Source organism: Rhodococcus sp. 105337, from assembly GCF_012844225.1.
Classification (GTDB): domain Bacteria; phylum Actinomycetota; class Actinomycetes; order Mycobacteriales; family Mycobacteriaceae; genus Rhodococcus.
Genome location: NZ_JABAGQ010000010.1, coordinates 120,208 through 141,805, shown reverse-complemented (window position 1 = coordinate 141,805; position 21,598 = coordinate 120,208). Strand labels below are relative to the sequence as shown.

General features: G+C 66.1%; 20 protein-coding genes. 8 read left to right on the top strand and 12 right to left on the bottom strand.

Annotated elements, in window-relative coordinates; translation table 11 throughout:
* Positions 1–24 precede the first annotated feature (24 nt).
* The 5 genes from HF886_RS16240 to HF886_RS16220 all read right to left on the bottom strand — a co-directional run bounded on the left by HF886_RS16240 (position 25) and on the right by HF886_RS16220 (position 8,444).
* Positions 25–1,161 carry a nucleotide pyrophosphatase/phosphodiesterase family protein gene (locus tag HF886_RS16240; RefSeq protein WP_169652859.1) on the bottom strand — a complete coding sequence of 379 codons (1,137 nt, stop codon included), beginning with the start codon at positions 1,159–1,161 and terminating at the stop codon, positions 25–27.
* A gap of 153 nt (positions 1,162–1,314) precedes the next feature.
* Entirely contained in the window at positions 1,315–3,711 is a 2,397-nt protein-coding gene (locus tag HF886_RS16235; protein ID WP_169652858.1) for an excinuclease ABC subunit UvrA, read from the bottom strand.
* Between the two features lie 226 nt (positions 3,712–3,937).
* Positions 3,938–6,316, bottom strand: coding sequence for a PEP/pyruvate-binding domain-containing protein (locus tag HF886_RS16230; RefSeq protein ID WP_169652857.1), 2,379 nt, complete (start codon positions 6,314–6,316; stop codon positions 3,938–3,940).
* Positions 6,307–7,311: a TIGR03617 family F420-dependent LLM class oxidoreductase gene (locus HF886_RS16225; RefSeq protein ID WP_169622933.1), complete on the bottom strand. Its 1,005-nt coding sequence runs from the start codon at positions 7,309–7,311 to the stop codon at positions 6,307–6,309. Before HF886_RS16225 ends, HF886_RS16230 begins: the two co-directional genes overlap by 10 nt.
* Positions 7,308–8,444: a hypothetical protein gene (locus HF886_RS16220; protein WP_346765387.1), complete on the bottom strand. Its 1,137-nt coding sequence runs from the start codon at positions 8,442–8,444 to the stop codon at positions 7,308–7,310. The genes HF886_RS16225 and HF886_RS16220 overlap by 4 nt, the downstream gene beginning before the upstream one ends.
* 44 nt (positions 8,445–8,488) lie before the next feature.
* Between HF886_RS16220 and HF886_RS16215 the strand changes: the two genes are divergently transcribed.
* Positions 8,489–9,088, top strand: a complete 600-nt coding sequence (locus HF886_RS16215) for a TetR-like C-terminal domain-containing protein (protein ID WP_169652855.1) — start codon at positions 8,489–8,491, stop codon at positions 9,086–9,088.
* Between the two features lie 101 nt (positions 9,089–9,189).
* Here the strand turns inward: HF886_RS16215 and HF886_RS16210 are convergent, their stop codons facing one another.
* Both HF886_RS16210 and HF886_RS16205 read right to left on the bottom strand, forming a co-directional pair.
* The gene (locus HF886_RS16210; RefSeq protein ID WP_206038849.1) at positions 9,190–9,600 is read right to left on the bottom strand and encodes a VOC family protein; all 411 of its coding nucleotides are present in this window, start codon (positions 9,598–9,600) and stop codon (positions 9,190–9,192) included.
* Positions 9,601–9,605: 5 nt separating this feature from the next.
* Positions 9,606–10,055, bottom strand: coding sequence for a helix-turn-helix transcriptional regulator (locus HF886_RS16205; protein ID WP_169622929.1), 450 nt, complete (start codon positions 10,053–10,055; stop codon positions 9,606–9,608).
* A 156-nt stretch (positions 10,056–10,211) separates the two neighbouring features.
* Here HF886_RS16205 and HF886_RS16200 point away from each other — a divergent pair, with 156 nt between their 5' ends.
* From HF886_RS16200 to HF886_RS16190, 3 genes are all read left to right on the top strand, one after another.
* Positions 10,212–11,219, top strand: a complete 1,008-nt coding sequence (locus HF886_RS16200) for an NAD(P)H-dependent glycerol-3-phosphate dehydrogenase (protein WP_169622928.1) — start codon at positions 10,212–10,214, stop codon at positions 11,217–11,219.
* A 159-nt stretch (positions 11,220–11,378) separates the two neighbouring features.
* A complete protein-coding gene (locus tag HF886_RS16195; protein ID WP_169652853.1) occupies positions 11,379–11,960 on the top strand; it encodes a heme-binding protein in 582 nt (193 codons plus the stop codon).
* A gap of 77 nt (positions 11,961–12,037) precedes the next feature.
* Positions 12,038–12,715 carry a nitroreductase gene (locus HF886_RS16190; protein WP_169622926.1) on the top strand — a complete coding sequence of 226 codons (678 nt, stop codon included), beginning with the start codon at positions 12,038–12,040 and terminating at the stop codon, positions 12,713–12,715.
* Positions 12,716–12,745: 30 nt separating this feature from the next.
* Here HF886_RS16190 and HF886_RS16185 read toward each other — a convergent pair whose 3' ends face one another.
* The gene (locus tag HF886_RS16185; protein ID WP_169622925.1) at positions 12,746–13,933 is read right to left on the bottom strand and encodes an AAA family ATPase; all 1,188 of its coding nucleotides are present in this window, start codon (positions 13,931–13,933) and stop codon (positions 12,746–12,748) included.
* 126 nt (positions 13,934–14,059) lie between these two features.
* On the opposite strand from HF886_RS16185, the gene aztD reads away from it, so the two are divergent.
* Both aztD and HF886_RS16175 read left to right on the top strand, forming a co-directional pair.
* Positions 14,060–15,289, top strand: coding sequence for a zinc metallochaperone AztD (gene aztD / locus HF886_RS16180; protein ID WP_169652852.1), 1,230 nt, complete (start codon positions 14,060–14,062; stop codon positions 15,287–15,289).
* Between the two features lie 210 nt (positions 15,290–15,499).
* A complete protein-coding gene (locus HF886_RS16175; RefSeq protein ID WP_169652851.1) occupies positions 15,500–16,747 on the top strand; it encodes a glycosyltransferase 87 family protein in 1,248 nt (415 codons plus the stop codon).
* Here the strand turns inward: HF886_RS16175 and HF886_RS16170 are convergent.
* Both HF886_RS16170 and HF886_RS16165 read right to left on the bottom strand, forming a co-directional pair.
* Positions 16,717–17,046: an AzlD domain-containing protein gene (locus HF886_RS16170; protein WP_169622922.1), complete on the bottom strand. Its 330-nt coding sequence runs from the start codon at positions 17,044–17,046 to the stop codon at positions 16,717–16,719. The two genes, HF886_RS16175 and HF886_RS16170, sit on opposite strands and share 31 nt — an antisense overlap.
* Positions 17,039–17,731, bottom strand: a complete 693-nt coding sequence (locus tag HF886_RS16165) for an AzlC family ABC transporter permease (RefSeq protein ID WP_169622921.1) — start codon at positions 17,729–17,731, stop codon at positions 17,039–17,041. Before HF886_RS16165 ends, HF886_RS16170 begins: the two co-directional genes overlap by 8 nt.
* Before the next feature lie 117 nt (positions 17,732–17,848).
* Between HF886_RS16165 and HF886_RS16160 the strand changes: the two genes are divergently transcribed.
* The gene (locus HF886_RS16160; RefSeq protein ID WP_169652850.1) at positions 17,849–18,589 is read left to right on the top strand and encodes a M50 family metallopeptidase; all 741 of its coding nucleotides are present in this window, start codon (positions 17,849–17,851) and stop codon (positions 18,587–18,589) included.
* Between the two features lie 34 nt (positions 18,590–18,623).
* Here the strand turns inward: HF886_RS16160 and HF886_RS16155 are convergent, their stop codons facing one another.
* Entirely contained in the window at positions 18,624–19,475 is an 852-nt protein-coding gene (locus tag HF886_RS16155; protein ID WP_169622919.1) for a DUF5995 family protein, read from the bottom strand.
* A 150-nt stretch (positions 19,476–19,625) separates the two neighbouring features.
* Positions 19,626–20,426 carry an acyl-CoA thioesterase domain-containing protein gene (locus tag HF886_RS16150; protein ID WP_169622918.1) on the bottom strand — a complete coding sequence of 267 codons (801 nt, stop codon included), beginning with the start codon at positions 20,424–20,426 and terminating at the stop codon, positions 19,626–19,628.
* A gap of 88 nt (positions 20,427–20,514) precedes the next feature.
* Between HF886_RS16150 and HF886_RS16145 the strand changes: the two genes are divergently transcribed.
* The gene (locus HF886_RS16145; RefSeq protein ID WP_346765386.1) at positions 20,515–21,591 is read left to right on the top strand and encodes a nucleoside hydrolase; all 1,077 of its coding nucleotides are present in this window, start codon (positions 20,515–20,517) and stop codon (positions 21,589–21,591) included.
* Positions 21,592–21,598: the final 7 nt, after the last annotated feature.

The window sequence follows — 21,598 nt, the reverse complement described above, 5'->3', positions numbered from 1 at the left end:
GCACACCGCCCGAGTGCGGCGGCGTTACCGGACCTGGAGAAGAGGTACGAGAAGTTCGTCAGCGGTGAGTGCGCCGTGCTGGCCGGGCAGCGCTGAGAGCATCCGCTCGCCGTGGGAACGGATCACGGTCGCCTCGTCACGGCCGATCACGACGATGTCCCCGATGCGGCCGGTGACGGAAGGGTCCGGGTCGGGCCCGAACAGTCCCGCCGACAGTACTTCGTCGCGGGTGCCGACCCAGAAGTCGTCGCCGAGTTCGTTCGCCCACCGTTCGAGGACCCGGTCTACGCGCCCCGTGTGAATGTGCCGGCACCGCGGCTCACCGGCGACGACGTCGACGTCCTCCTCGAGACCGCGATGACGGTCGAAATCGACGCGGCGGCCGCGAGAGGAATCGACCATGCCGTGGTCCGCCGTGACGAGCAATCGGGTTCCGTCCGGCAAAGCGCCGGCGAGTTGTTCCACGAAGCGGTCCACGACGGTCAGTTGCGCCAGCCACGCCTGGGAGTCGGGCCCGTAGACGTGTCCGAGCGTGTCCACTTCCGAGAGATAGCAGTACACGAGGTTCCGCTCACCGGCGCGTGCGGCCGCGACGACCTCCGCCAGCAGGTCACCGTAGGCGGACACCCCGACGAATCTGCCACCACGCAGGACTGCCCGGGTCAGCCCGCTGCCGTCGAACGCCCTGGGAACGACGGTCGTCACGGCCAGCCCCGCAGCGTCTCCGCGTTCGAAGGCCGTGGGATGGGGCTGGACCTGTTCGGGCACGAGCGTGTCGCGTTGATCGAGGGAGGTCCCCGCCGCCGTCCAGCTCAGCCAGTTGACCGCGGTCTCGGCTTCCTCGACGTACGACTGGTATCCGGTGATGCCGTGGCGCCCGGACGGCAATCCGGTGCCGAGCGACGCGATGCTCGCCGCGGTCGTGGTGGGGAATCCGGCACGGATCGGCCGACCGGGAAGGTCGGTGAGATACGGCGCCGTGTTCCTGTTGCGCCGCAGCAGTTCCCATCCCATACCGTCGACCAGCAGGACGACCGTGTGCGCGCTGTCCGTGAGGCCGAGGCGGTTGCGTTCACCGGGAACCCCCGCGGACGCGAGTACCGACGGGATCACGTCGGCGAGCGTGGGTTCGGCGTAGACATCGCGCAGCGGGAGAGTCATGGTCCGAGTATGTCCTGTCGTCGTCGTGGCGGCAGATGCAATGACCCCGCAGACCACCTCACTCGCGTCTACCCGAACTTCGGCATCCGCCCACGCAGCGAACTCGCAGTCCGGTTCCGGCAGGAGGAGTGAACCGCACGGCCGCAGCCGGTCTCACGCACCGACGTACTCCGCAAGGTGCTTGCCGGTGAGCGTCGAGCGGTCGTCGACGAGTTCGCGTGGTGTGCCCTCGAAGACGATGCGGCCGCCGTCGTGGCCTGCACCGGGACCGAGATCGATGATCCAGTCGGCATGGGCCATCACCGCCTGGTGGTGCTCGATGACCACGACCGATTTTCCGGAGTCCACGAGCCTGTCGAGCAGGCCCAGCAAGTTCTCGACATCGGCGAGGTGCAGGCCCGACGTGGGCTCGTCCAGGATGTAGACGTCGCCCTTTTCGCCCATGTGGGTCGCGAGCTTGAGTCGCTGGCGTTCGCCGCCGGACAGTGTGGTGAGCGGCTGACCGATCTTGATGTAGCCGAGACCGACGTCCGCGAGACGCCTGAGAATCTTGTGCGCTGCCGGGAGCGACGAGCCGTTCGCGCCACCACCGAAGAACTCCTCGGCCTGCGCGACCGACATCGTGAGCACCTCGTCGATGTCCTTGCCGCCGAACTTGTACTCGAGCACCTCCGCCATGAACCGCTTGCCGTCGCACACCTCGCAGGGGGCCGCTACTCCGGCCATCATCGCCAGGTCCGAGTACACGACTCCGGCACCGTTGCAGTTGGGGCATGCCCCTTCGGAATTGGCACTGAACAAGCCCGGTTTGACGCCGTTCGCCTTGGCGAACGCCTTACGGATCGGTTCGAGCAGTCCGGTGTAGGTCGCCGGGTTGCTCCGGCGCGAACCCTTGATCGCGCCCTGATCGATCGAGACCACCCCGTCGCGGTGAGCGACCGACCCGCTGATCAGTGAACTCTTCCCCGATCCGGCAACGCCGGTCACCACGACGAGCACTCCGAGGGGTATGTCGACGTCGACGTCGCGGAGGTTGTGGGTGTCGGCGCCGCGCACCTCGAGGGCGCCCGTCGAGGTACGGACGGACGGTTTCAGCGACGCGCGGTCGTCGAAGTGCTTGCCTGTGAGGGTGCCGCTCGTGCGCAACTCCTCCACGGTGCCCTCGAACACGATCTTGCCGCCTTCTGTGCCGGCGCGGGGGCCGAGATCGACGACGTGGTCGGCGATCGCGATCGCCTCCGGTTTGTGCTCGACGACCAGTACGGTGTTGCCCTTGTCGCGCAGTTGCAGCAGCAGGTCGTTCATCCGTGCGATGTCGTGCGGGTGCAAGCCGATCGTCGGTTCGTCGAAGACGTAGGTGACATCGGTGAGCGACGACCCGAGGTGACGAATCAGCTTGGTGCGCTGAGCCTCACCACCGGACAGCGTGCCCGCGGGGCGGTCGAGGGCGAGGTATCCCAGGCCGATCCCGACGAAGGAATCGAGGGTGTCGCCCAGCGACTTCAGGAGCGGGGCCACCGACGGTTCGTCGAGCCCGCGAACCCACTCGGCGAGATCGCTGATCTGCATCGCACAGGCGTCGGCAATGCTGATGCCGTCGATCTTCGACGATCGGGCTCCTTCGTTGAGCCGCGTGCCGTGGCATTCGGGGCACGTCTGGAACGTGATCGCGCGGTCGACGAACGCCCGGATGTGCGGCTGCATCGCTTCTCGGTCCTTGGACAGGAACGACTTCTGGATCTTCGGGATCAGCCCCTCGAACGTCACGTTGATGCCGTCGATCTTGATCCGAGTGGGTTCCTTGTAGAGCAGATCGTTCAGTTGCTTCTTCGTGAACTTCGCGATCGGTTTGCTCGGATCGAAGAATCCGCACCCGCGGTATATGCGCCCGTACCAGCCGTCCATGGTGTAACCCGGGATGGTGAGCGCACCCTCTTCGAGCGACTTGCTGTCGTCGTACAGGGCGGTCAGGTCGAAGTCGGACACCGTGCCCATGCCTTCGCAGCGCGGGCACATGCCGCCGGTGACGGTGAAACTCCGGCGTTCCTTCACCGTTTTTCCGGACTTCTCCACGGTGACCGCGCCGGCTCCGCTGATGGAGGCGACGTTGAAGGAGAACGCCTGCTGCGAGCCGATATGGGGCTTCCCGAGCCGGCTGAACAGGATGCGCAGCATGGCGTTCGCATCGGTCGCGGTGCCGACGGTGGAACGAGGGTTGGAACCCATCCGCTCCTGATCGACGATGATCGCCGTCGTCAGGCCCTCGAGCACGTCGACGTCGGGTCGCGCCAGGGTCGGCATGAAGCCCTGTACAAAGGCGCTGTAGGTCTCGTTGATCATCCGCTGCGATTCCGCGGCGATCGTGGCGAACACCAGCGAACTCTTTCCGGAGCCCGAGACACCCGTGAACACGGTCAACCGCCGTTTCGGTATCTCGAGACTGATGTCCCGAAGATTGTTCTCGCGTGCGCCGTGTACGCGGATCCAGTCGTGGCTGTCGGCGGGGTGGGTCCGGGACGAACCGGGCTTTTTTCGCGTGGCAGAGCTCATGGGTCTCCATCCGTCCTCGACCAGGGCCTAACGTATGTATAGCAAAAGTGTGGTGCACCCGGGGGAACCCGCGCGACTGCTCGTCCTCGACGACATGGGTCCGCCCTGCCGCACACAGCGGCAGACCAGGTCGCTGCCGCCATGCTCACCTATGACCGTCCGGTGCACCAACTTTCGTGATGCCGATGACTCTGGCTCGGTCGTGAGTGATCGCTCAGCGTCCGAATCACGACTGGTCGAGACGGGTGACCACACCTCGGTCTCCATCCACGCGTACACGGTCGCCGGTCTCGAGCGCTCGGGTGGCCACCAAGGTGTTCACGACGCAGGGCAAGCCGTATTCGCGGGCCACCACAGCGCCGTGGGACACCGAGCTGCCGATGTCGGTGACCAGCGCCGCGATGACGGTGAAGTACGGCGTCCACCCGACGTCGGTCACCGGCGTCACGAGGATCTCTCCCCGCTGCAGCTCGCGCGCATCGACCATCGATTTCGCCACCCGCACAACCCCTTCCACAGTGCCACGACTTGCGGGTCGGCCGACGATCTCATCGCCGGTGACCCCTGGCGCAAGCCGGGCGATCAGCGGGGTCGGTCGTCCGACAGACACATCGTCGAACTCGAGAGAGTTCTGGAACGCCAGCGCTTCCCGACGCTTCAGCGCGTTCTGCACGAGACCGGTGATGTCTTCCGAACCGACGACGCGTGTCAATTCGGCACGGTCGAAAAAGAACACCAGATCCGAGTCGGGCAGTCGCCCGGTCTCGGCCAGCACCTCACCGAGGTGGCGGTAGCCCAATTTGAGCGCATGCGCCATGAGCGCCATCTTCGATTTCGTCTCCTCGCGCCCGCGTGCGCCGCCCTGTGCCAACCGGGCAAGAAACCTGATGGGGAAGGATCTTGGTGCTTCGACGTGGGTGCTTCCCGATTCACGACGAGTCGGATCGAGCGCCGAACGGACCATCACCTGCATCATCGCGCCCAGGCCTTCAGGATCCTCGGCCCAGGAGGGGTCACGCATGCACAACTCGCGGTATCCGCGGTGACCGTGACGGGTCAAGAACTGTCGCAACGCTGTGCCTGCGGCGCTTCGTGTGGACTGCAGCTCGTTGACCGCGGCGTCCGGCTCTGCTGCCGAGAACTGCTCGGCGACCCCCTCGGTGGCGGCTATGGCGCGTACCACCGAGTCGAGCTCCACGAGCATCATCGCACTCTCGACATCGGAGGCTCCGGCCATGAGCCGGGTTGCCTCGGCACGACCCTCGTCCTCGCTTCGTCCGTTCTTCACCGCTTTTCTCATCAGAACACTTTCGAGAATGTTGGCCGCAACCGCCGCGCGGGATGACGACCGCACATGTGTCAGCGTGATGTCGCAATACTGCTGCACGCCGGATTCCAACTGGCCCATCACGCGTCGTGGGTCGTCGCTGGTCGGGATCTGAAACGCGGCGATCTGGTCTTCGAGGCGCCGAATCGCGGGGCCGGCGGACAACGCATACGTGGTGAGCCGGACCGTGTTGATCAACCTGTGCACAAAAGGTTTCGGGGGTTTCGGCTTCAGCTCGTCAACCACCCGCCCGCAGATCGAGGTGGAGAACTGCTCCAACGAATTACCCAGGAGTCCGGAGCTCAGAGCTGTCCCCTCGGTCAGGTTCAGAAACATGTGGCCATGGAAGTAGCCCACCTGGAGCCACGGCTTCTCGTAACTCTGCTGTGCCCGCGCCACCACCTGCGTCATCTGCATCGCGTAGTCGATGGCAAAGCCGGAGACCGATGCGGTCAACGGGCAGAATGCACCCGGCATCATCTCGCCGATGTTGCAACGCGTGTATACGTGGTCTGCGCCCGCGAGAGGCGAATCCATCTCTGCCAAATCGCCGGGCAGGGTGGTGATCGGTCGAGCCTGCAGCCACCACAATGTGCCGGATCGGTCGATCGCCCACTCGAGATCCATCGGCCTGCCCCAATGTTGCGCAGCACGCAGGGCGCCGGACCTGATATCGGCGACCTCGTCCGGCGACAGGACCGGCACCTCACCGACATCGCGGACGGCCGGGTTACCGTCCGAATCCAGGACGATGTGGTCTGAGGACGCCGTACCGTCGACGAGCGCTTCACCGAGACCGGCGACGGCGTCGATCACCGTGAGGTCGCGCCGGCCGGTCGCCGGATCGGCGGTGAACACAACCCCGGCGGCGCGCGCGTCCACCATCTGCTGCACCACCAGATGCATGGTGGCCGTGGGTTGCCCGCTGTAGGCCGCGGCGCGTCGCGAACGCACGGAGGCGGCGCACCTCTGCACGGCCGCGGCGAAGTCATCGACGGAGTTCACGCCGAGCACGGTGTCGTATTGTCCGGCGAACGACTGGTCGTCGCCGTCTTCCCCGACTGCCGAGGACCTGACAGCCACTGGTACAGCACCGACTGCGGCCATGCGCGAGAAACATTCCTCCGCATCATCGGTGCTGACCCACTCGGTAGCATCAGCAATGACGAATCCCACCGGTACCGGAAGTCCGAGGCGGCGCAACTGCGCGAGTCCGGCCGCTTTGCCGCCGTAGCGGTCATCGGTGACCTCGTCGAATTCGATTGCGTTCAGGGGCATGGTGATCCCCCCAATGCGTCGACGATTTCGGCGAGCGCCTCGACCTCGATAGGACCCGGTTGATACAGGCAAATCCGGTCCGACACACCGTCGACGCGATCACGGATGTGCGCGGCGACCTCTTTCGGGGTTCCGCACGCGGCGATGGTGTGCAGTATGTCGTCGTCGATCAACGAGGCCATCTCCCGCCAGCGGCCCTGCTTGGACATTGCGTTGAGTTCGGGTTGCAGATCACCCCAGCCGTGGGCGTCGAGCACCGGCCGGTAGGCCGGGGTGGAGCCGTAGAACGCCAGCAGCATCCGGGTCGAGGCATGGTCGTCGTCCCGTCCGGTACCCACCGACACGATGACCTCGGGCACCACCTCGAAGTCGTCCTCGCTGCGGCCGGCAGCCGCCAGCCCGTCGCGAACGGCCGGCAGCGTCGTCTCGTGCAGGAACCGCTTCGATCCGAAAGGCATCACCAACAGACCGTCGGCCACTTCTGCGGTGGCTTTGGTCAGCCGAGGCCCGAGCGCGCCGAGATAGATCGGCGGCGGACCGAACGGGTTCGGTCCGGGCACGAAGGTCGGTGTCATCAAGGTATGGCGGTAGAACTCACCGCGGAAGTCCAGTGGCTCCCCCTCGTTCCACGTCGCGAAGATCGCGCGCAACGCCCCCACCAATTCCTTCATTCGCGCGACCGGATGATCGAACTGTGTGCCGTAGCGCTTCTCGATCTGCGCCCGCACCTGTGTGCCCAGACCCAGGATGAAGCGCCCCTCGCTGAGCAGTTGCAAATCGTTTGCCTGGTGGGCAAGTTGAATCGGATTGCGGGGGAATGCGATCGCGACGTTCGACATCAGGTCGAGACCCTTGACCGACGACGCCAACACGAGAGGTGTGAACACGTCGAACGGTCCCTCGAAGGTGAATACACCGGATGCACCGGCTTCCTGGAGCACTTGCGCGCGCTCGACCGCATCGGTGGGCCCGAACAGGGCTGTCATGATCTTCACTGAAGCGGCGCCCGATCCGCGACGTCTGTCCAGTCGGAGAAGCCCGACGGGTGGTGCGGACCGATCACACCGTGCTCGAACAAGCCCGCACCTTCGCGGACCGTCCCGTCGGCTTCGGTGCACACAGCTTTGCCGACGTGGTCGATGAGACTGAAGGGCGCTCGGGCCATCACCTCCGGGTCCGTGAGGTCGAAGCTGACGCGTTCGGCGAAGGGGCCGCCCTTCCAGCTGCCGTGTGCCCACGAGGAGTCGCCCCCGTACCCCGACCCGAAAGCAATAGGCGCGAACAACTTCGATTCGACATCCAGCTGAATTCGGTCCCCTGCACGGTTCATGAACTCGACGTGGGCGCCCCGGGGAATCCTGGTTCCGGTCCGGTAGTCGATGGTGGCGCGCACTCCGTCGAGTTGTTCGACGCGCCCGTCCCGCCAGCGGCGCGTGCAGTCGTAGAGGCTGCGGTGGCCGTCGGAATCCTCTTGCAGGATCAAGAAGAGTTGATAGTCGTCGAAGGCCAGAGGTAGGTAGAGCCACCACATTCCGGCGAACGAAGCGTCTGGCCGACCGGCTGGCTCGGCCTCACCGACAGGTCTGATCCCCCACGATCGGTCACGGCTCGCCACGCTGGTGTCATGACCGACTTCGAGCCGTTCGCCGTCGACGTCGATCCACCCCTCCCAGGACCCGACCTGGGCGAAGCGACACGCCTGCAAGGTCACTCGCCGCTCGGTGAGCATCTCGTGCGGCTTCTCCAGCGCAGCAGGAAACAGCCCGCGCCAGGTGAGGTCTGCGGAAATACCCTCGGTCTGTGCCAGTGTCAGGTGCAGCTGCTGCAGTGGCTCGACGACTTCGAGACAGTACCCGTTGACGTTCTGGTGAAGGCGGTCGTCGTCGATGGCGTCACTGAGGTGAAGCGCGGTCTGCATATCGCCGCGGCGGACGACGAAGTAGGCGTCTTTCACGCCGAGGCGCGGGTAGTAGCCGACTCCGGTGAGCGCCATGAAGCGGCCCTCCCGATCGAGCACGTTGAAATACGACCGGTCGTAGAAGTTTCGATCGGACATGGTCGGCCACGTCAACGGCGCAGGTGCCTGATGGATCGGAAACTCGTCGAGCGGGCTCAAGTTCACAGGCACTCCCTCAAATACGATGCAGATCGTATTGGAAATATGATGCAGTCATGACAGCAGAAAGCCCAAAGGATGGCAAGAGGTCTGCGCAGCCGTCGCCGGGACGGCCGCGCGACAGCAGGATTGATGCCTCGATCATTGCCGCCACCCGCGAATTGATTCTCGAGACGGGCTATTCCGCGTTGTCGTTGTCGGCGATCGCCGCGCGCGCCGGGACCACCACCGCTGCCATCTACCGGCGATGGTCGGGCAAGGCGCAACTTGTCCACGAGGCAGTGCTTTCTGCCGAAACGATTACCATGCCGGACGATTCGGGAGATATCCGCAACGAAATCAGGGTTCTGGTCGAGACGATCCGGGTCATCTTCGACCGCCCCGAGGTGCGATCGGCATTGCCGGGTCTGATCGCCGACACCGTTGCCGACACGGAATTGCACAACATGATGATCGCGCGATTGGCCGGGAATCTGACCGCATTCGAGTCTCGCTTCGGTTCGGAGCGTCGCGACGACGACCAATTACCCATGCTCGTGGAGGTGGTCGCGGGGACCGCGATTTTCCGTATCTTGATCCGCCGGGACGCCGCCCTCGACGACACCTGGGTGAACGAGATGACCGAGATGATCACCGGCCGCTGGCCCCCCGCGTGACGGAACCACTCGCCGTATCAGCGAATCAAGTCCGCATCCTTACTGCCGTACGCTGCGCGGAGTTCGGGTTCGACGACCTTGCCACCGGGATTGCCGGCGTGTCAGCTCGATTCCTGGATGCGAACCATGTTGCCGGCGGGGTCGCGGAGGGCACAGTCACGAACCCCGTACGGCTGGTCCATCGGCTCTTGCACGATCTCCGTGTCGCCGTCCTGCAGACGCGCGAAGGTCCCGTCGAGATCTGCGGTGGACAAGATGATCGAGGCGAAGGTTCCTTTCGCCATCATCTCGGCGATGGTGCGGCCCTCGTCTTCGGTGATTCCGGGGTCGGCGGTGGGCGGGTACAGGACGACGGAGGGACCGGTGCCGTCGGCGGAGCCGACCGTGATCCACCGCATCCCGCCGTAGCCGACGTCGTTACGAACCTCGAAGCCGAGAGTGTCGCGATAGAACGCCAGCGAAGCGTCCGGGTCCGAGTGGGGAAGGAAGGTGTGATGAATGTTGATGTCCATGACGATCACCGTAAGTCGGATGCGGCCACCGATGCTTCTCGATTTCTGATCGGTCGTGTGACCTGTTTGGCCACGCACGACGGCATGCCGTCCGTCGCGAGTGCCGCCTCCCGCCGGTATGTGCTCGGAGGGACACCGACCAATTCGGTGAAGCGCGTACTGAAGGTCCCCAGAGAAGAAAAGCCCACCTCGAAACAGACCTCGGTGACGGTGCGATCGCCACGACGGAGCAGAGCCATCGCGCGCTCGATACGACGCGTCATGAGATACGAGTACGGCGATTCACCGTAGGCGATCCGGAATTGCCTGCTGAGGTGCCCGGCCGAGATATTCACCCCGCGGGCCAAGGCCTCGACGTCCAGAGGCTGTGCGTATTCGCGGTCGATCCGATCACGAACCCGCCGCAACAGCGCGAGGTCACGCAGACGCTGTGCTGTGTCGGGTTTCCCGGTCACGGGGATATCCTGCCACGCCTCGCACCGTCGGGACCACGGCCGGAAAAATCGCGTCGAGGTGGTTCGTCTCGTCTGCGTCCGGGAACAACAACCGAGAGGCGCCACGGCATGACAGTCTGACCGGTACGCCCGTATCTGGACGAGAGGAATTCACCGATGGCACGTCCGGTTCGCGTAGTCGTTCTCGGCTCGGGTTCGTGGGGCACGACCGTCGCCGGTCTCGCCGCGAAGAACACGCCGACGCTCTTGTGGTCTCGAAACAAGGAAACCGCCGACGAGATCAACGTCGATCACCGCAACCGCCGCTACCTGGGCGACCGGAAACTTCCGGACACCCTGCGTGCCACCGCGGACATCGACGAGGCCGCCCACGAAGCGGACGTGCTCGTCGTCGGGGTGCCGTCGTACGCTGTGCGCTCCACACTCGAGCCGCTCGTCCACGAACTCCGAGCGTGGGTACCGATCGTTTCTCTTGCGAAAGGGCTGGAACCCGGGACGCGGTTGCGGCCCACGCAGGTGATCAGCGCGTGCCTCCCCGGCCATCCCGTCGGGTTGCTTTCCGGTCCGAACATCGCGAGCGAAATTGCGGACGGCAAGGCTGCCGCCTCGGTCGTGGCGATGCAGGACGACTCCGTCGGCACGGCTCTCCAGCCCCTGTTCGCATCCACGCTGTTCCGGGTCTATCGCAATACCGATGTCCTCGGCTGCGAACTCGGCGGAATCCTCAAGAACATCGTGGCGATCGCGGCGGGCATGGCGGAGGGACTGCGCGTCGGTGACAACACGCGCGCGATGGTCCTGTCGCGCGGCCTCGCCGAGATGACGCGCCTCGGGGAAGCGATGGGCGCCAACGCCCGGACGTTCGCCGGCCTCACCGGCATGGGGGATCTGATCGCCACGTGTACCAGTCCGGCCTCCCGCAACCGGAGGCTCGGCGAAGCGCTGGCGCGCGGACTCAGTGTCGACGAGGCTGTGGCCGAACTCGGGCAGGTCGCCGAGGGAGTGAAGACGGCGCCCACCGTCATGGAGTTGGCTCGCGAGGCCGGAATCCAGATGCCCATCGCGGCAGAGGTGGCGGCCGTGGTCGGAGGACACCGCAGCCCCGCGGACGCGTATCGCGGTCTGCGCCGGGTCACACCCGGCGACGAGGAGGATGTCGTCTGATCGGCGATTATCCGGCAGTCTCGGAATTGCACTAGAAAGCGGTACACCCGCCGAGACGACCGGGCGCCGCAAGTTTCTCGTCGAGATGAACGGCCCACCGGGATGACCACCGCGCCTACCGTGGAGGTCTGAGGCGGAACACTCCGACGGGAGACCGATATGCGAGTGGTGAACATGGTGACCGGCGCGGCGAAGGGCGTCGGCTCGGCGGTCGGGATCCGCACCGGCACCGAGGAACCGCGGTACGAAGTCCAGGCGACGACTCACGGGCTCGAAGTCCGCAGGTACGGCCGTCGTATCGCTGCCGAGACCACGGTGCACGGCGACGAGGAACGTGCCCGCGACGTGGGATTCCGGCGTCTGGCCGGCTACATCTTCGGCTCGAACAGAGGCAAGTCGACGATCGCGATGACCGCGCCCGTATCCCAGGCCGGAGCCTCGGACGACTCGTCGGTCATCCGGTTCTTCATGCCGGCGAAGTGGGCCATGGAGGACCTGCCCGACCCCGAGGACCGGTCCGTGGAACTCGTCGAGATCCACGACGAGACGATGGCGGTGCTGCAGTTCAGCGGCGACCGCAGCCGCGCCGCGGTGGCGGAGCGCACCGCCGAGTTGCTGAGAACGCTGGAGGCGACGGAGTGGCTCGCTACCGGCCCACCGGTGGCATGGTTCTACGACCCGCCCTGGACGGTTCCGTTTCGGCGTCGCAACGAGGTGGCGGTCCCGGTCGCTGCTCGCTGATCCACGAGAGGCCGATCCGCGCGAGGCGGAAGATACCGTCGGGTACCGCGGCCCGGCCGGTATGCGAAGGTGATCGAATGACGAGTTCTGCCGACGTGTTGTCGAACCTTCTCGACTCCCGCTACAGCTGCCGCGCCTTTCTGTCCAAGCAGGTCCCGCGCGACGACATCGAGCGGATGCTCGGGATGGCTCAGCGGACGGCATCGTGGTGCAACTCGCAACCCTGGCGCGTCCACCTCACCAGCGGCACCGCGACCGATCGGTTGCGGGACGCGGTGTACACGCAGGCCGCGTCGGGAGCCATGGATCCGGACATCCCGGGTCCCGCCGAGTATCGCGGGGAGTACGCCGAGCGCCGGCGCAACGCCGGGTATGCGCTCTACAACGCGCTGGGGATCGCGCGCGACGATTACGCGCGACGCGGCGAGCAGATGCTCGAGAACTTCCTGTTCTTCGGGGCGCCACACGTCGCCGTCGTCAGCACCGACAAGGCGCTCGGTGTGTACGGCGCCGTCGATTGCGGTGGTTACGTGTCGAACCTGCTTCTCGCGGCGGAGTCGCTCGGGATTGCTGCGGTACCGCAAGCCGCGGTGCCGATGGCATCGACAGCATTGCATCGCGAATTGGGCATCGGCGACGACCGCGACATCGTGTGCGCGGTGTCGTTCGGGTACGCCGACGAAGCACACCCGGCCAATACCTGCCGCACCGATCGCGCCACCCTCGAGGCGACTGTCGAGTGGGTGGACGAATAGCCCGAGGAGGTGTCGCGGTCCGGGTCCGGCTCAGTCGGTTTGACTGCGGAGATACCGTCCGAAGTGCGGCACCGTGAAACCGATGAAACCTCTTTCGGCGGAATAGATCAGGCCTTTCTTGATCAATCCGTCGCGCGCGGGAGACAGTGAGGCCGGCTTGCGGCCGAGTTCGGCGGCGATCTTGGACGTTGCGATGGGTCCGTCGTCGCCCGACAGGTCCGCCATGGCTCGCATGTATTCACGCTCGGCCGGAGTGGCCCGCTCGTACCGCGAACCGAAAAACCCTACGGCCAGTTCTTCTTCCGCGGTGGGGGCCGCGACCCGTACGTCCGCTGCGGTGATCGGGCTGTCCGCGGCCAGATCCCAGGTGGCTTTCCCGTATGCCTGGACGAAATACGGATAACCGTCTGCCGTTTCGTACAACAGATCCAGTGCGTCCCTGGTGAATTCGACGTCTTCTCGCTGGGCGGGCGCAATGAGTGCGTGATCGGCGGCATCCCGGTCGAGGCGGCCGATCCGGTGGTAGGTGAACAATCGTTCGGAGTACGACTTGGACGCGGACAACACGGCCGGCAGGTGCGGCAGTCCGGCTCCCACGACGATCAGCGGAGCGGTGTCCTGACTCAATTCGTGGCACGCACCGCAGATCGCCGACACGTCGTCCGGACCGAGGTCTTGCATCTCGTCGATGAACAAGGCGATTCCCACCCCGACGTCCCGAGCGAGGCCGGCGGCGTCCACGAGCAGTTCGACCAGGTCGATCTCGATGTCACCGGAATCGGCGCGACCTTTCACCGCCGGTGCGTCGATTCCGGGCTGCCAGCGTTCGCGCATCCCTTTGTCCGCTGTGGCGCGCAAAGCGAAAGATTTGAGTACACCGAGGAAGTGGTCGACGGATTCGGGATCCGGATGTGCGGCCGCGATCTCACGCACCGCCATGTGCAGGGCAGACGACAGCGGGCGTCGCAAACCCTGGTCCGGGCGCGCCTCGATCTTGCCCGTACCCCAGCTCTTGGCTATGGCAGCGGAGCGCAGGTGATTGAGCAGAACGGTTTTCCCGACACCGCGCAGACCGGTGAGCACGACGCTGCGTTCGGGCCGGCCGCGGGAGATGCGCTCGAGAACGACGTCGAACGCCGCGAGTTGCTTCTCTCGGCCGGCGAGTTCGGGCGGGCGCTGCCCCGCGCCGGGGGCGTACGGGTTGCGGACCGGATCCATCGGTCGATGGTAACGAGCTGCGCAGCTGTTTCTGGGTTGCTCTAGCGCGTGTCGTAGAGAGCCGAATGCAGATGTACGCATAACCGACTTTGACATCCATTTTCATTACGGGATATTTCTGTACCCATGAAAACTCCCTCTCCGCGCGGAATCGCGCTCACGGTCGCGCTCTCCGCCGCACTGGCCGCCGGATGCTCGGCGCCTGCCCCCGCTCCTGCGCAGGAGCCCGGCAGCGGACCCGAGCAGGCCCCGGCCGAGGTCTCCGCCGCCGAACCGCGTCTCGCGCTCACCTACGACGGCGGGGTCCTGATCGTCGACGAAACGAACTTGACCGTGGTGGACGACGTCCCGCTCGGCGGATTCACCCGGCTCGCCCCCGCAGGCGACGGCCGCCACGTCATGATCTCCACGGAGGGCGGGTTCCGGGCGCTCGATACCGGCAGTTGGTCGGAGCGCCACGGCGACCACCGCCACCACTACTCCGGCCCTGCCGCGCTCACCGAGACGGTCTACCCCGCCGGGAAACCGGGACACGTTGTCGCCCACGGGGGTACGACAGCACTGTTCGACGACGCCACCGGACGGGCCGAGTTGATCGATCCTTCCGGTCTCGCTGCTACAGAAGGCGTTACCGACTCCGAGTCCTACACCGCCCCACACGCACACCACGGGGTCGCGGTCGCACTCGCGGACGGATCGCTTCTCGTCACGCTCGGAGACAGTGATTCTCGCACGGGCATAGCACTTCTCGATTCGAGCAGGCGCGAGATTGCCCGCACCGAAGAATGCCCCGGCGTACACGGCGAAGCCGTAGCGGAGGGCGAGACCATCGCCTTCGGGTGCCAGGACGGCATGATGATCTACCGTAACGGCACTTTTACCAAAGCCACGAGCCCTGACGACTACGGCCGTATCGGCAACCAGGCCGGATCTCCGGCCTCCCCCGTCGTACTGGGCGACTACAAGACCGATCCGGATGCAGACCTCGAACGGCCCGAAACCGTTGCGCTCGTAGACACCCGTACCGCCGAGATCCGGCTGGTGGACCTGGGCACGAGTTACACCTTCCGCTCGCTCGGCCGCGGCCCCGACGGTGAAGCGGTCGTACTGGGCACCGACGGAGCCCTCCACGTGCTCGATCCGGAATCGGGGGAGACGATCCGCCGCATGGACGTCCTCGCACAGTGGACCGAACCCGAGGACTGGCAGACGCCGCGACCGGCGCTCTCGGTGAGCGGACGCACCGCGTTCGTCACCGATCCCGCGACCGACTCGCTCCACGCGGTGGACCTCTCCTCCGGCGACATTCGCACCGGTTCCCTTCCACACACGCCGAACGAGATCAGCGGGACGTGACCCACGTCCGGAGAATATTCGCCTATCTAGCGTTATTTCTAGAGTGCTGAATATTCTCCGGACGTCTCAGTCGTGAGAGAGATCACATTTAGAAGCCGGCGAACAGGGTATGCCAAAGCGGCTGCGGGACCATGCTTCTCGTCCCTCCACGGAAATTACAACGATTGTGTAACGTAGCCACATCTGTTTCCGACCCGGAGGTACCCGCCCGTGCTGTTGACCGAAGTCCGCTCCCGACCTGTGCAATCCGCGTTGATCGCGGTGGGTCTCGTGGTCTCGGTCCTGGCGGTGTGGGGCTATATGCGTGACGCGACCACCGAATACCTCATGGACCTCGACGTATTCCGCGACGCCGGCTGGGCTTTCCTCCACCACACACCGCTCTACACCGAGGGCTTCTTCAGTCATTCCGGGTTCCGGTTCATCTACCCACCGTTCGCGGCCTTCCTCTTCGCTCCGATGGCTCTGGTGAGCAACGCCGTGCTGCAGGTGGTGTGGACGGCCGGACTCATCGCACTCGTGTGGTGGATGCTGCAGGTGATCTACCGTCGCCTGGACATCGGTCACGCCGGCCTGATCGCGTCGGCCACGCTCGGTGTCGTCCTCTTCCTCGAACCGTTCCGCTCGAACTTCGCGTTCGGCCAGATCAACATCGTGCTGATGGCGCTCGTCGTCGCCGACGTCCTCGGGGTCATCCCCAAGCGCTTCCGCGGTGTGGGTATCGCCCTGGCCGCCGCGATCAAGGTCACTCCGGCAGCATTCGGCCTGCTCCTGTTGCTGCGCCGGGATCTGCCGTCGGTAGCGCGCGCGTTCGGCGCGTTCATCGCGACCGTCGCGTTCGGCTACTGGCTGCGGCCCGAGTCGACCGTCTTCTTCTGGACCGAGGAATTCTTCGCGACCGATCGTGCGGGCGACCCCGGATTCTTCCGGAATCAGGCACTGACCGGGCTCATCGCGCGATTCGACTTGTCCGAGGGCCTCAGCAAAGCCCTGTGGCTGGCCGGCGCCGCGCTGATCGTGGCCGCCACCGCGTGGGCCGCCTACCGCTTCCTCCGCGCGGACGAACCCGTGGTGGCGCTCGCGCTCGTCGGCCTCGCGTCGCTGCTCGCCGCACCCATCGCGGTCACCCATCACTGGGTGTACGCGCTGTTCCTCGTGCCGCTTCTCGTCGCACCCCGGTATCGCTCCTGGTGGCCCGTCCTGCTCCCCGCCACCCTGGTCTTCCTCGCCGGGCCCAACCACCTGCTGCGCGACGCGGCGTCGCGAGGATGGGTGGAACAACTCCTTCTCGAAGTACTCGGCACGTCGCAGTGCCTCGCAGCCATCGCGGTGTTCGTCGCCGCGGTGATCGCGGCGCGCAGCCGCCGCCCGGCACTGGCCGAAGAATCCGGAGTGTCCGAAGACGTACCGGCGGCGCAGCAGGAGGCTCAGCCCCACACGGTGGACGCGACCAGATAGAGACCTGTCCCCACCACCGTGCTGAGAGCGGCGTTGCGGCGCCACACGTGCACCGCGACGGTTCCCGCCAGGCCGACGGTCGCGGGCAGCCACGTCGTCTGCCCGACGTCACGCAGTGTGTACATCACCAGGATCACCATGACCCCCGCGGGCATCGTGCGGCCGAGAAAGCCGACGAAGGCCGAGTCCCGCAAAGCGGACAACGCCACGAAAGGCGCCGCGCGCAGCGCCACGGTCACCGCGAACATCACCAACAACGCGGTGAATACGTATCCGGCACCCGGCACCGAGTCAGGCACGGGTCGTCGCATTCCGGTAGACGAACCGGACGAACAGCGCCGCGACGAACAGCGTCAGGCCGATCACCAGCATCTGCTCTTTCGCGACCAGCATCGCCACGAGACCGCACACCAGTGCGATCACGGGCGCGGGCACGTCCCGGTTCGCACGGAACGCATCGATCGCGAGCACCGCGAACAACGCGGTGAGGGCGAACTCGAGACCCTCCAGTCCGGCGGGCAGCACCGCTCCTATCAGCGCACCGACCGTGCCCGACGCGACCCACACGATCTGGCACACCACTTGCACGGTGAGGATCCGGGTGCCGGACAGGTCGTCGCGTGCCTTGGGCGCGACGATCGCGTACGACTCGTCGGTGAGCGCGTAGACGCCGTAGAGCCGTCCGATACGACTGCGGATCCGGTGCAGCGGAAACGACAGTCCGTAGAAGACATGACGGAAATTGACCAGCAGCGTCGCGGCGGCGATCGACGCAAGGGGCGTCACGGCGCCGATCAGACCGATCGCGAGGAACTCCATCGACCCCGCGTAGATCACGGTGGAGAAGACCGGCGCCCACCACCACTCGAACCCGCCCTGCGTGAGCACCACGCCGAACGCGAGTCCGAGGGGGACGAGGCCGAGGCCGACGGCCCACGAATCGGCGATACCCGCACGGATCTGCGTGGTGCGAGGGTTGAGCATGGCTCCCAGGTTATCGACGGGCGCATTGCCCTCCGCGCGCACCGTACGATGACGCGTCCGTCCTCCCCGACAGTTCGACGGGGCCGCACTCGGCGGCCCGACACGGAAAGGTGACCGGTGGCGTCCACCCTCGATTCCTTCACGAATGCGGTGCAGTCCGCGTGGCAGGCCGTCTCCACGGTCGATGAGCCGGCTCCGACATGGCTGGTGGTCGGTACCGCGGTCATCGCCCTTGCGCTGGTGTGGGTGCGGCCGCTGTGGCTCAAGACCCGGCATGTCATCACGCAGGCGCACGAGGGCTCCCACGCGCTCGTCGCCGCTCTCGTCGGGCGGAAACTCTCCGGGATCCGGCTGCACAGCGACACCTCCGGTGTGATGGTGTCCTCCGGAAACCCCCGCGGACCCGGAATGATCGCGACGACCTTCGCCGGGTACACCGGCCCCGCCGTCCTGGGCTTCGCGGCCGCGACGCTGCTGACCCTCGATCGTCCCGCCGCGGTGCTGTGGTCGATCCTCGCAGCGCTCGCGGTCCTGCTGCTGCTGATCCGCAACCTCTACGGGTTCATCTCGGTGGTTCTCGCCGGCGCCCTGGTCGGTGCGGCCGCCTACTTCGGTGATCCCGTGGTCCGCTACGCAGCCGCGTATCTGATCACCTGGATTCTGCTCCTCGGCGCGACGCGTCCGGTTCTGGAACTGGCACGCACCCACCGGCAGGGTCGCGGGCGCGGCTCGGACGCCGATCAGTTGCGGGGGCTCACCCGGATACCGGCCGGGATCTGGATCGCGATCTTCGCGCTCGTCACGGCGGGGACCGCCGTGTACGGGACGGTGCGGGTCGTGGTGACCCACCTCGGGTGACCGCCCCGCGGTCGCACTGCCGGCGCTCGGCCGGTCAGAAGATCCCGATGGCTTCCGCGGTGTCGAGAACGACCTCCGAGGCGTGCCACTCGGCCCACATCGCGGCCTCGCCCGCGCCCTCCGTGGCCGGGGACATCAGTGCCCGGCTGCTGGCCCATGCCACCGCGCGCACCGTCTGGAAGAAGATCCCGGCGGCACGCTCACTCCCGATGACGTCGCCCACGATCGACACCGAGAAGAGTTCGCTGAGATCGGTTCCGTAGTCGGCCTCGATCTCGCGGATGATGTTCGGCGTCGCCGTGCCGAGGACCTCGCCGTACCGGTTGAAGTCGTCCCACCGCTCAGCCGGGGTATCGACCGCGGCGAGCGCGGCGGGCAGGTCGAGCAGCAGATGCGCGCTCATCCCGCTGGTGGCCACACGACCGCCGGAGTGCTCGCAGTCCGTCGCGGTCCGGTAGTAGAGCTCCCACGGCGCGGGCACCGGCGCGCCCGTCGCATGCGCGTGCACGCCTGCCAGATAGCGCTGCACGAAGTCCACGGCGAGGTCCTCGGCCCATTGCGAATCGTCGTAGTCGCCGCGCTCGATCGAGGGGACGGTGGTGTCGAGGATCTCCTTGTAGACGACCGCGAATCCGCCGCGCGGGTCTCCCGCGTCACCCCACAGCTCGGCGATCTCGGTGACGTTGTCGCGAGCGTCCTGCAGGGTCCGGTTGTTCTCGGCTGCCGATATGTCCGCTATTTCCGCCATGACCGCGGCGTCCACGCGGGGCGCGCAGGCGGAAGCGGGGCGCGCCTGGGCAGTGGACGTGGCCGTACCGACGAGGAGACCTACGGCCATCGTGACAGCGGTGAACGCAGAGACCATGAAGCCAGCCGGTTTTTTCATGAGGATCAAGGCTAGCCCGGTCCACCTGTTTCGGACAAACGCGGCCATTCGTCCTCGGATCACCGATCCGAGGAACGCGCCCGGCCGCAACGGGCCCGGCAGGAATCCCGATCATGGGGACGGACGCCGAACCGGACGAAGCTGAGCGGGTCAGCCGAAGTCGACCTGCCGGTGCGCATTGGCCAGCGCGGTGACCACCCCGGTCCCGAACGGACCGAGCCTGTCGAACAGTACGGCCGTGCCCACCGCGACCCCGTCGGTGCCGATGTGATTGTCCGCCTCCACACCCACTTCGAGGCCTTCGGGGAGGCGCGACAACGCCAGCGTCACGTCGGCGTTGATGAATCCCACACCCTTGTCGCCCCAGTTGGTCACGAAACTCGTTCCCTCACCCACCATCGCGGTGTTGACGAAGGGCGACTGTTCTTCCCCGACGATCACCGGGAGTTGCCTCGACCACAGGCGTTTGCGATCCGCATTCTGGTGTTCCGACCGCCCCCTCGACCACCGCCCGTCACTGCTGTACCAGGAGTAGGTGTCCGTGGCCGGAGGGGAATCGAGTACTTCCCGTGGTGGCTCCGGATGCTCGTCGCGGGTCCAGACCGATCCCGGAGGCTGCTCCGACCGCCGCAGGTACACGACCGTTGCCCGTGCGGACACCTTCCCGCCCTGGATCAGGCTTGCGTCGGCGACCCGAATCCGGTTCCCGTCCCGCACCCGGGTCGTGGTGAAGGTGATCGGCTCGTTGCGGACCGGTGCGAACAGATCGAGAGTGAAGCGCGCCGGCACGAATCCGTCCGGCGCGTGCGCATTCTCGAGTTCCCGGGCGATCAGCCCGCTCACACACGGCCCGTTGAGCATGGTGTCCGACCACGGACTGGCCGCATATTTCGTCGGCGTGTAGATACCGTCGGCTTCGGTGAAGAATCCACGTTCCGGGCGTTGCGGCATTCCCGGATTCTCGCAAGTACAGGTGTGAGCCCGTTCACCGGGGACGCCCCCGGAGGTGGCACCGAAAGCGATGGGCCAAGATGAGCGCGTGCGCGCACACGAGGTAGATACGGCCCGGGCACCGATCCCACTGCTCGTCGATGTCGACACCGGCATCGACGACGCCCTCGCCCTGCTGTACCTGCTGGCGAGCCCGGAGGCGGAGATCGCCACAGTCCTGTGCACCGCGGGAAATGTCCCGGTGCACCAGGTGGCGACGAATACCCTTGCGTGGCTGGAGGTGTGCGGCCGCCCGGATATCGAAGTCGCGGTGGGATCGGCGGTGCCCCTCGTCGCGCCGTTGATGACGACCGAGGATACGCACGGCCCCCGCGGTGTCGGTTACGCGGAACTGCCTGCGCCGACGCGCGACCCCTCGGCACGCTCCGCTGCCGAAGCCTGGGTCGAACTCACGCGCGAGCGGCCCGGGGAACTGACCGGACTCGTCACCGGACCGCTGACGAACCTCGCTCTCGCTGTGCGACTCGACCCCGGTGTTCTCACCCGGCTCCGCCGACTGGTCGTGATGGGAGGTTGCTTCAATCACCCGGGCAACACCACGCCGACTTCGGAGTGGAACGTCGCGGTCGATCCCGAGGCCGCGAAAGTCGTGTTCGATGCCTTCGCGGGACTCGCCCCCGAGCGGCGTCCGCTGCTCTGCCCGTTGGATACGACCGAGTCGATCGAGATGCATCCCGCGCACATCGCCCGGATCGCAGAGCTCGCGGGAAGTGTTCCCGGAGAAGACTTGTCGCCGGACGATCCCCGCGGCCGGCGATCACGGGCGTCCGTTCCTGTCGTACGCCACCTGTCCGATGCGTTGCGGTTCTACATGGAGTTCCATCGAGACCAGAACCTGGGATACCTCGCCCACGTGCACGATCCGTTCGCCGCGGCGGTGGCACTCGGCACCGTCCCCTTCGTGACACGACCCGCCACCGTCGATGTCGAACTCGACGGGCGGATCACTCGGGGCACGACGGTCGCCGACTGGTCGGGAATCTGGGGACGAGAACCCGATGCCGACATCGTGGTCGGTACGGAACCCGAATATTTCTTCACTCATCTCGTCGAGCGAGTCGCACTTTATGTGCGCGAGTTGTACGTACCCGGGAGTAACAACTAGCGTCGCG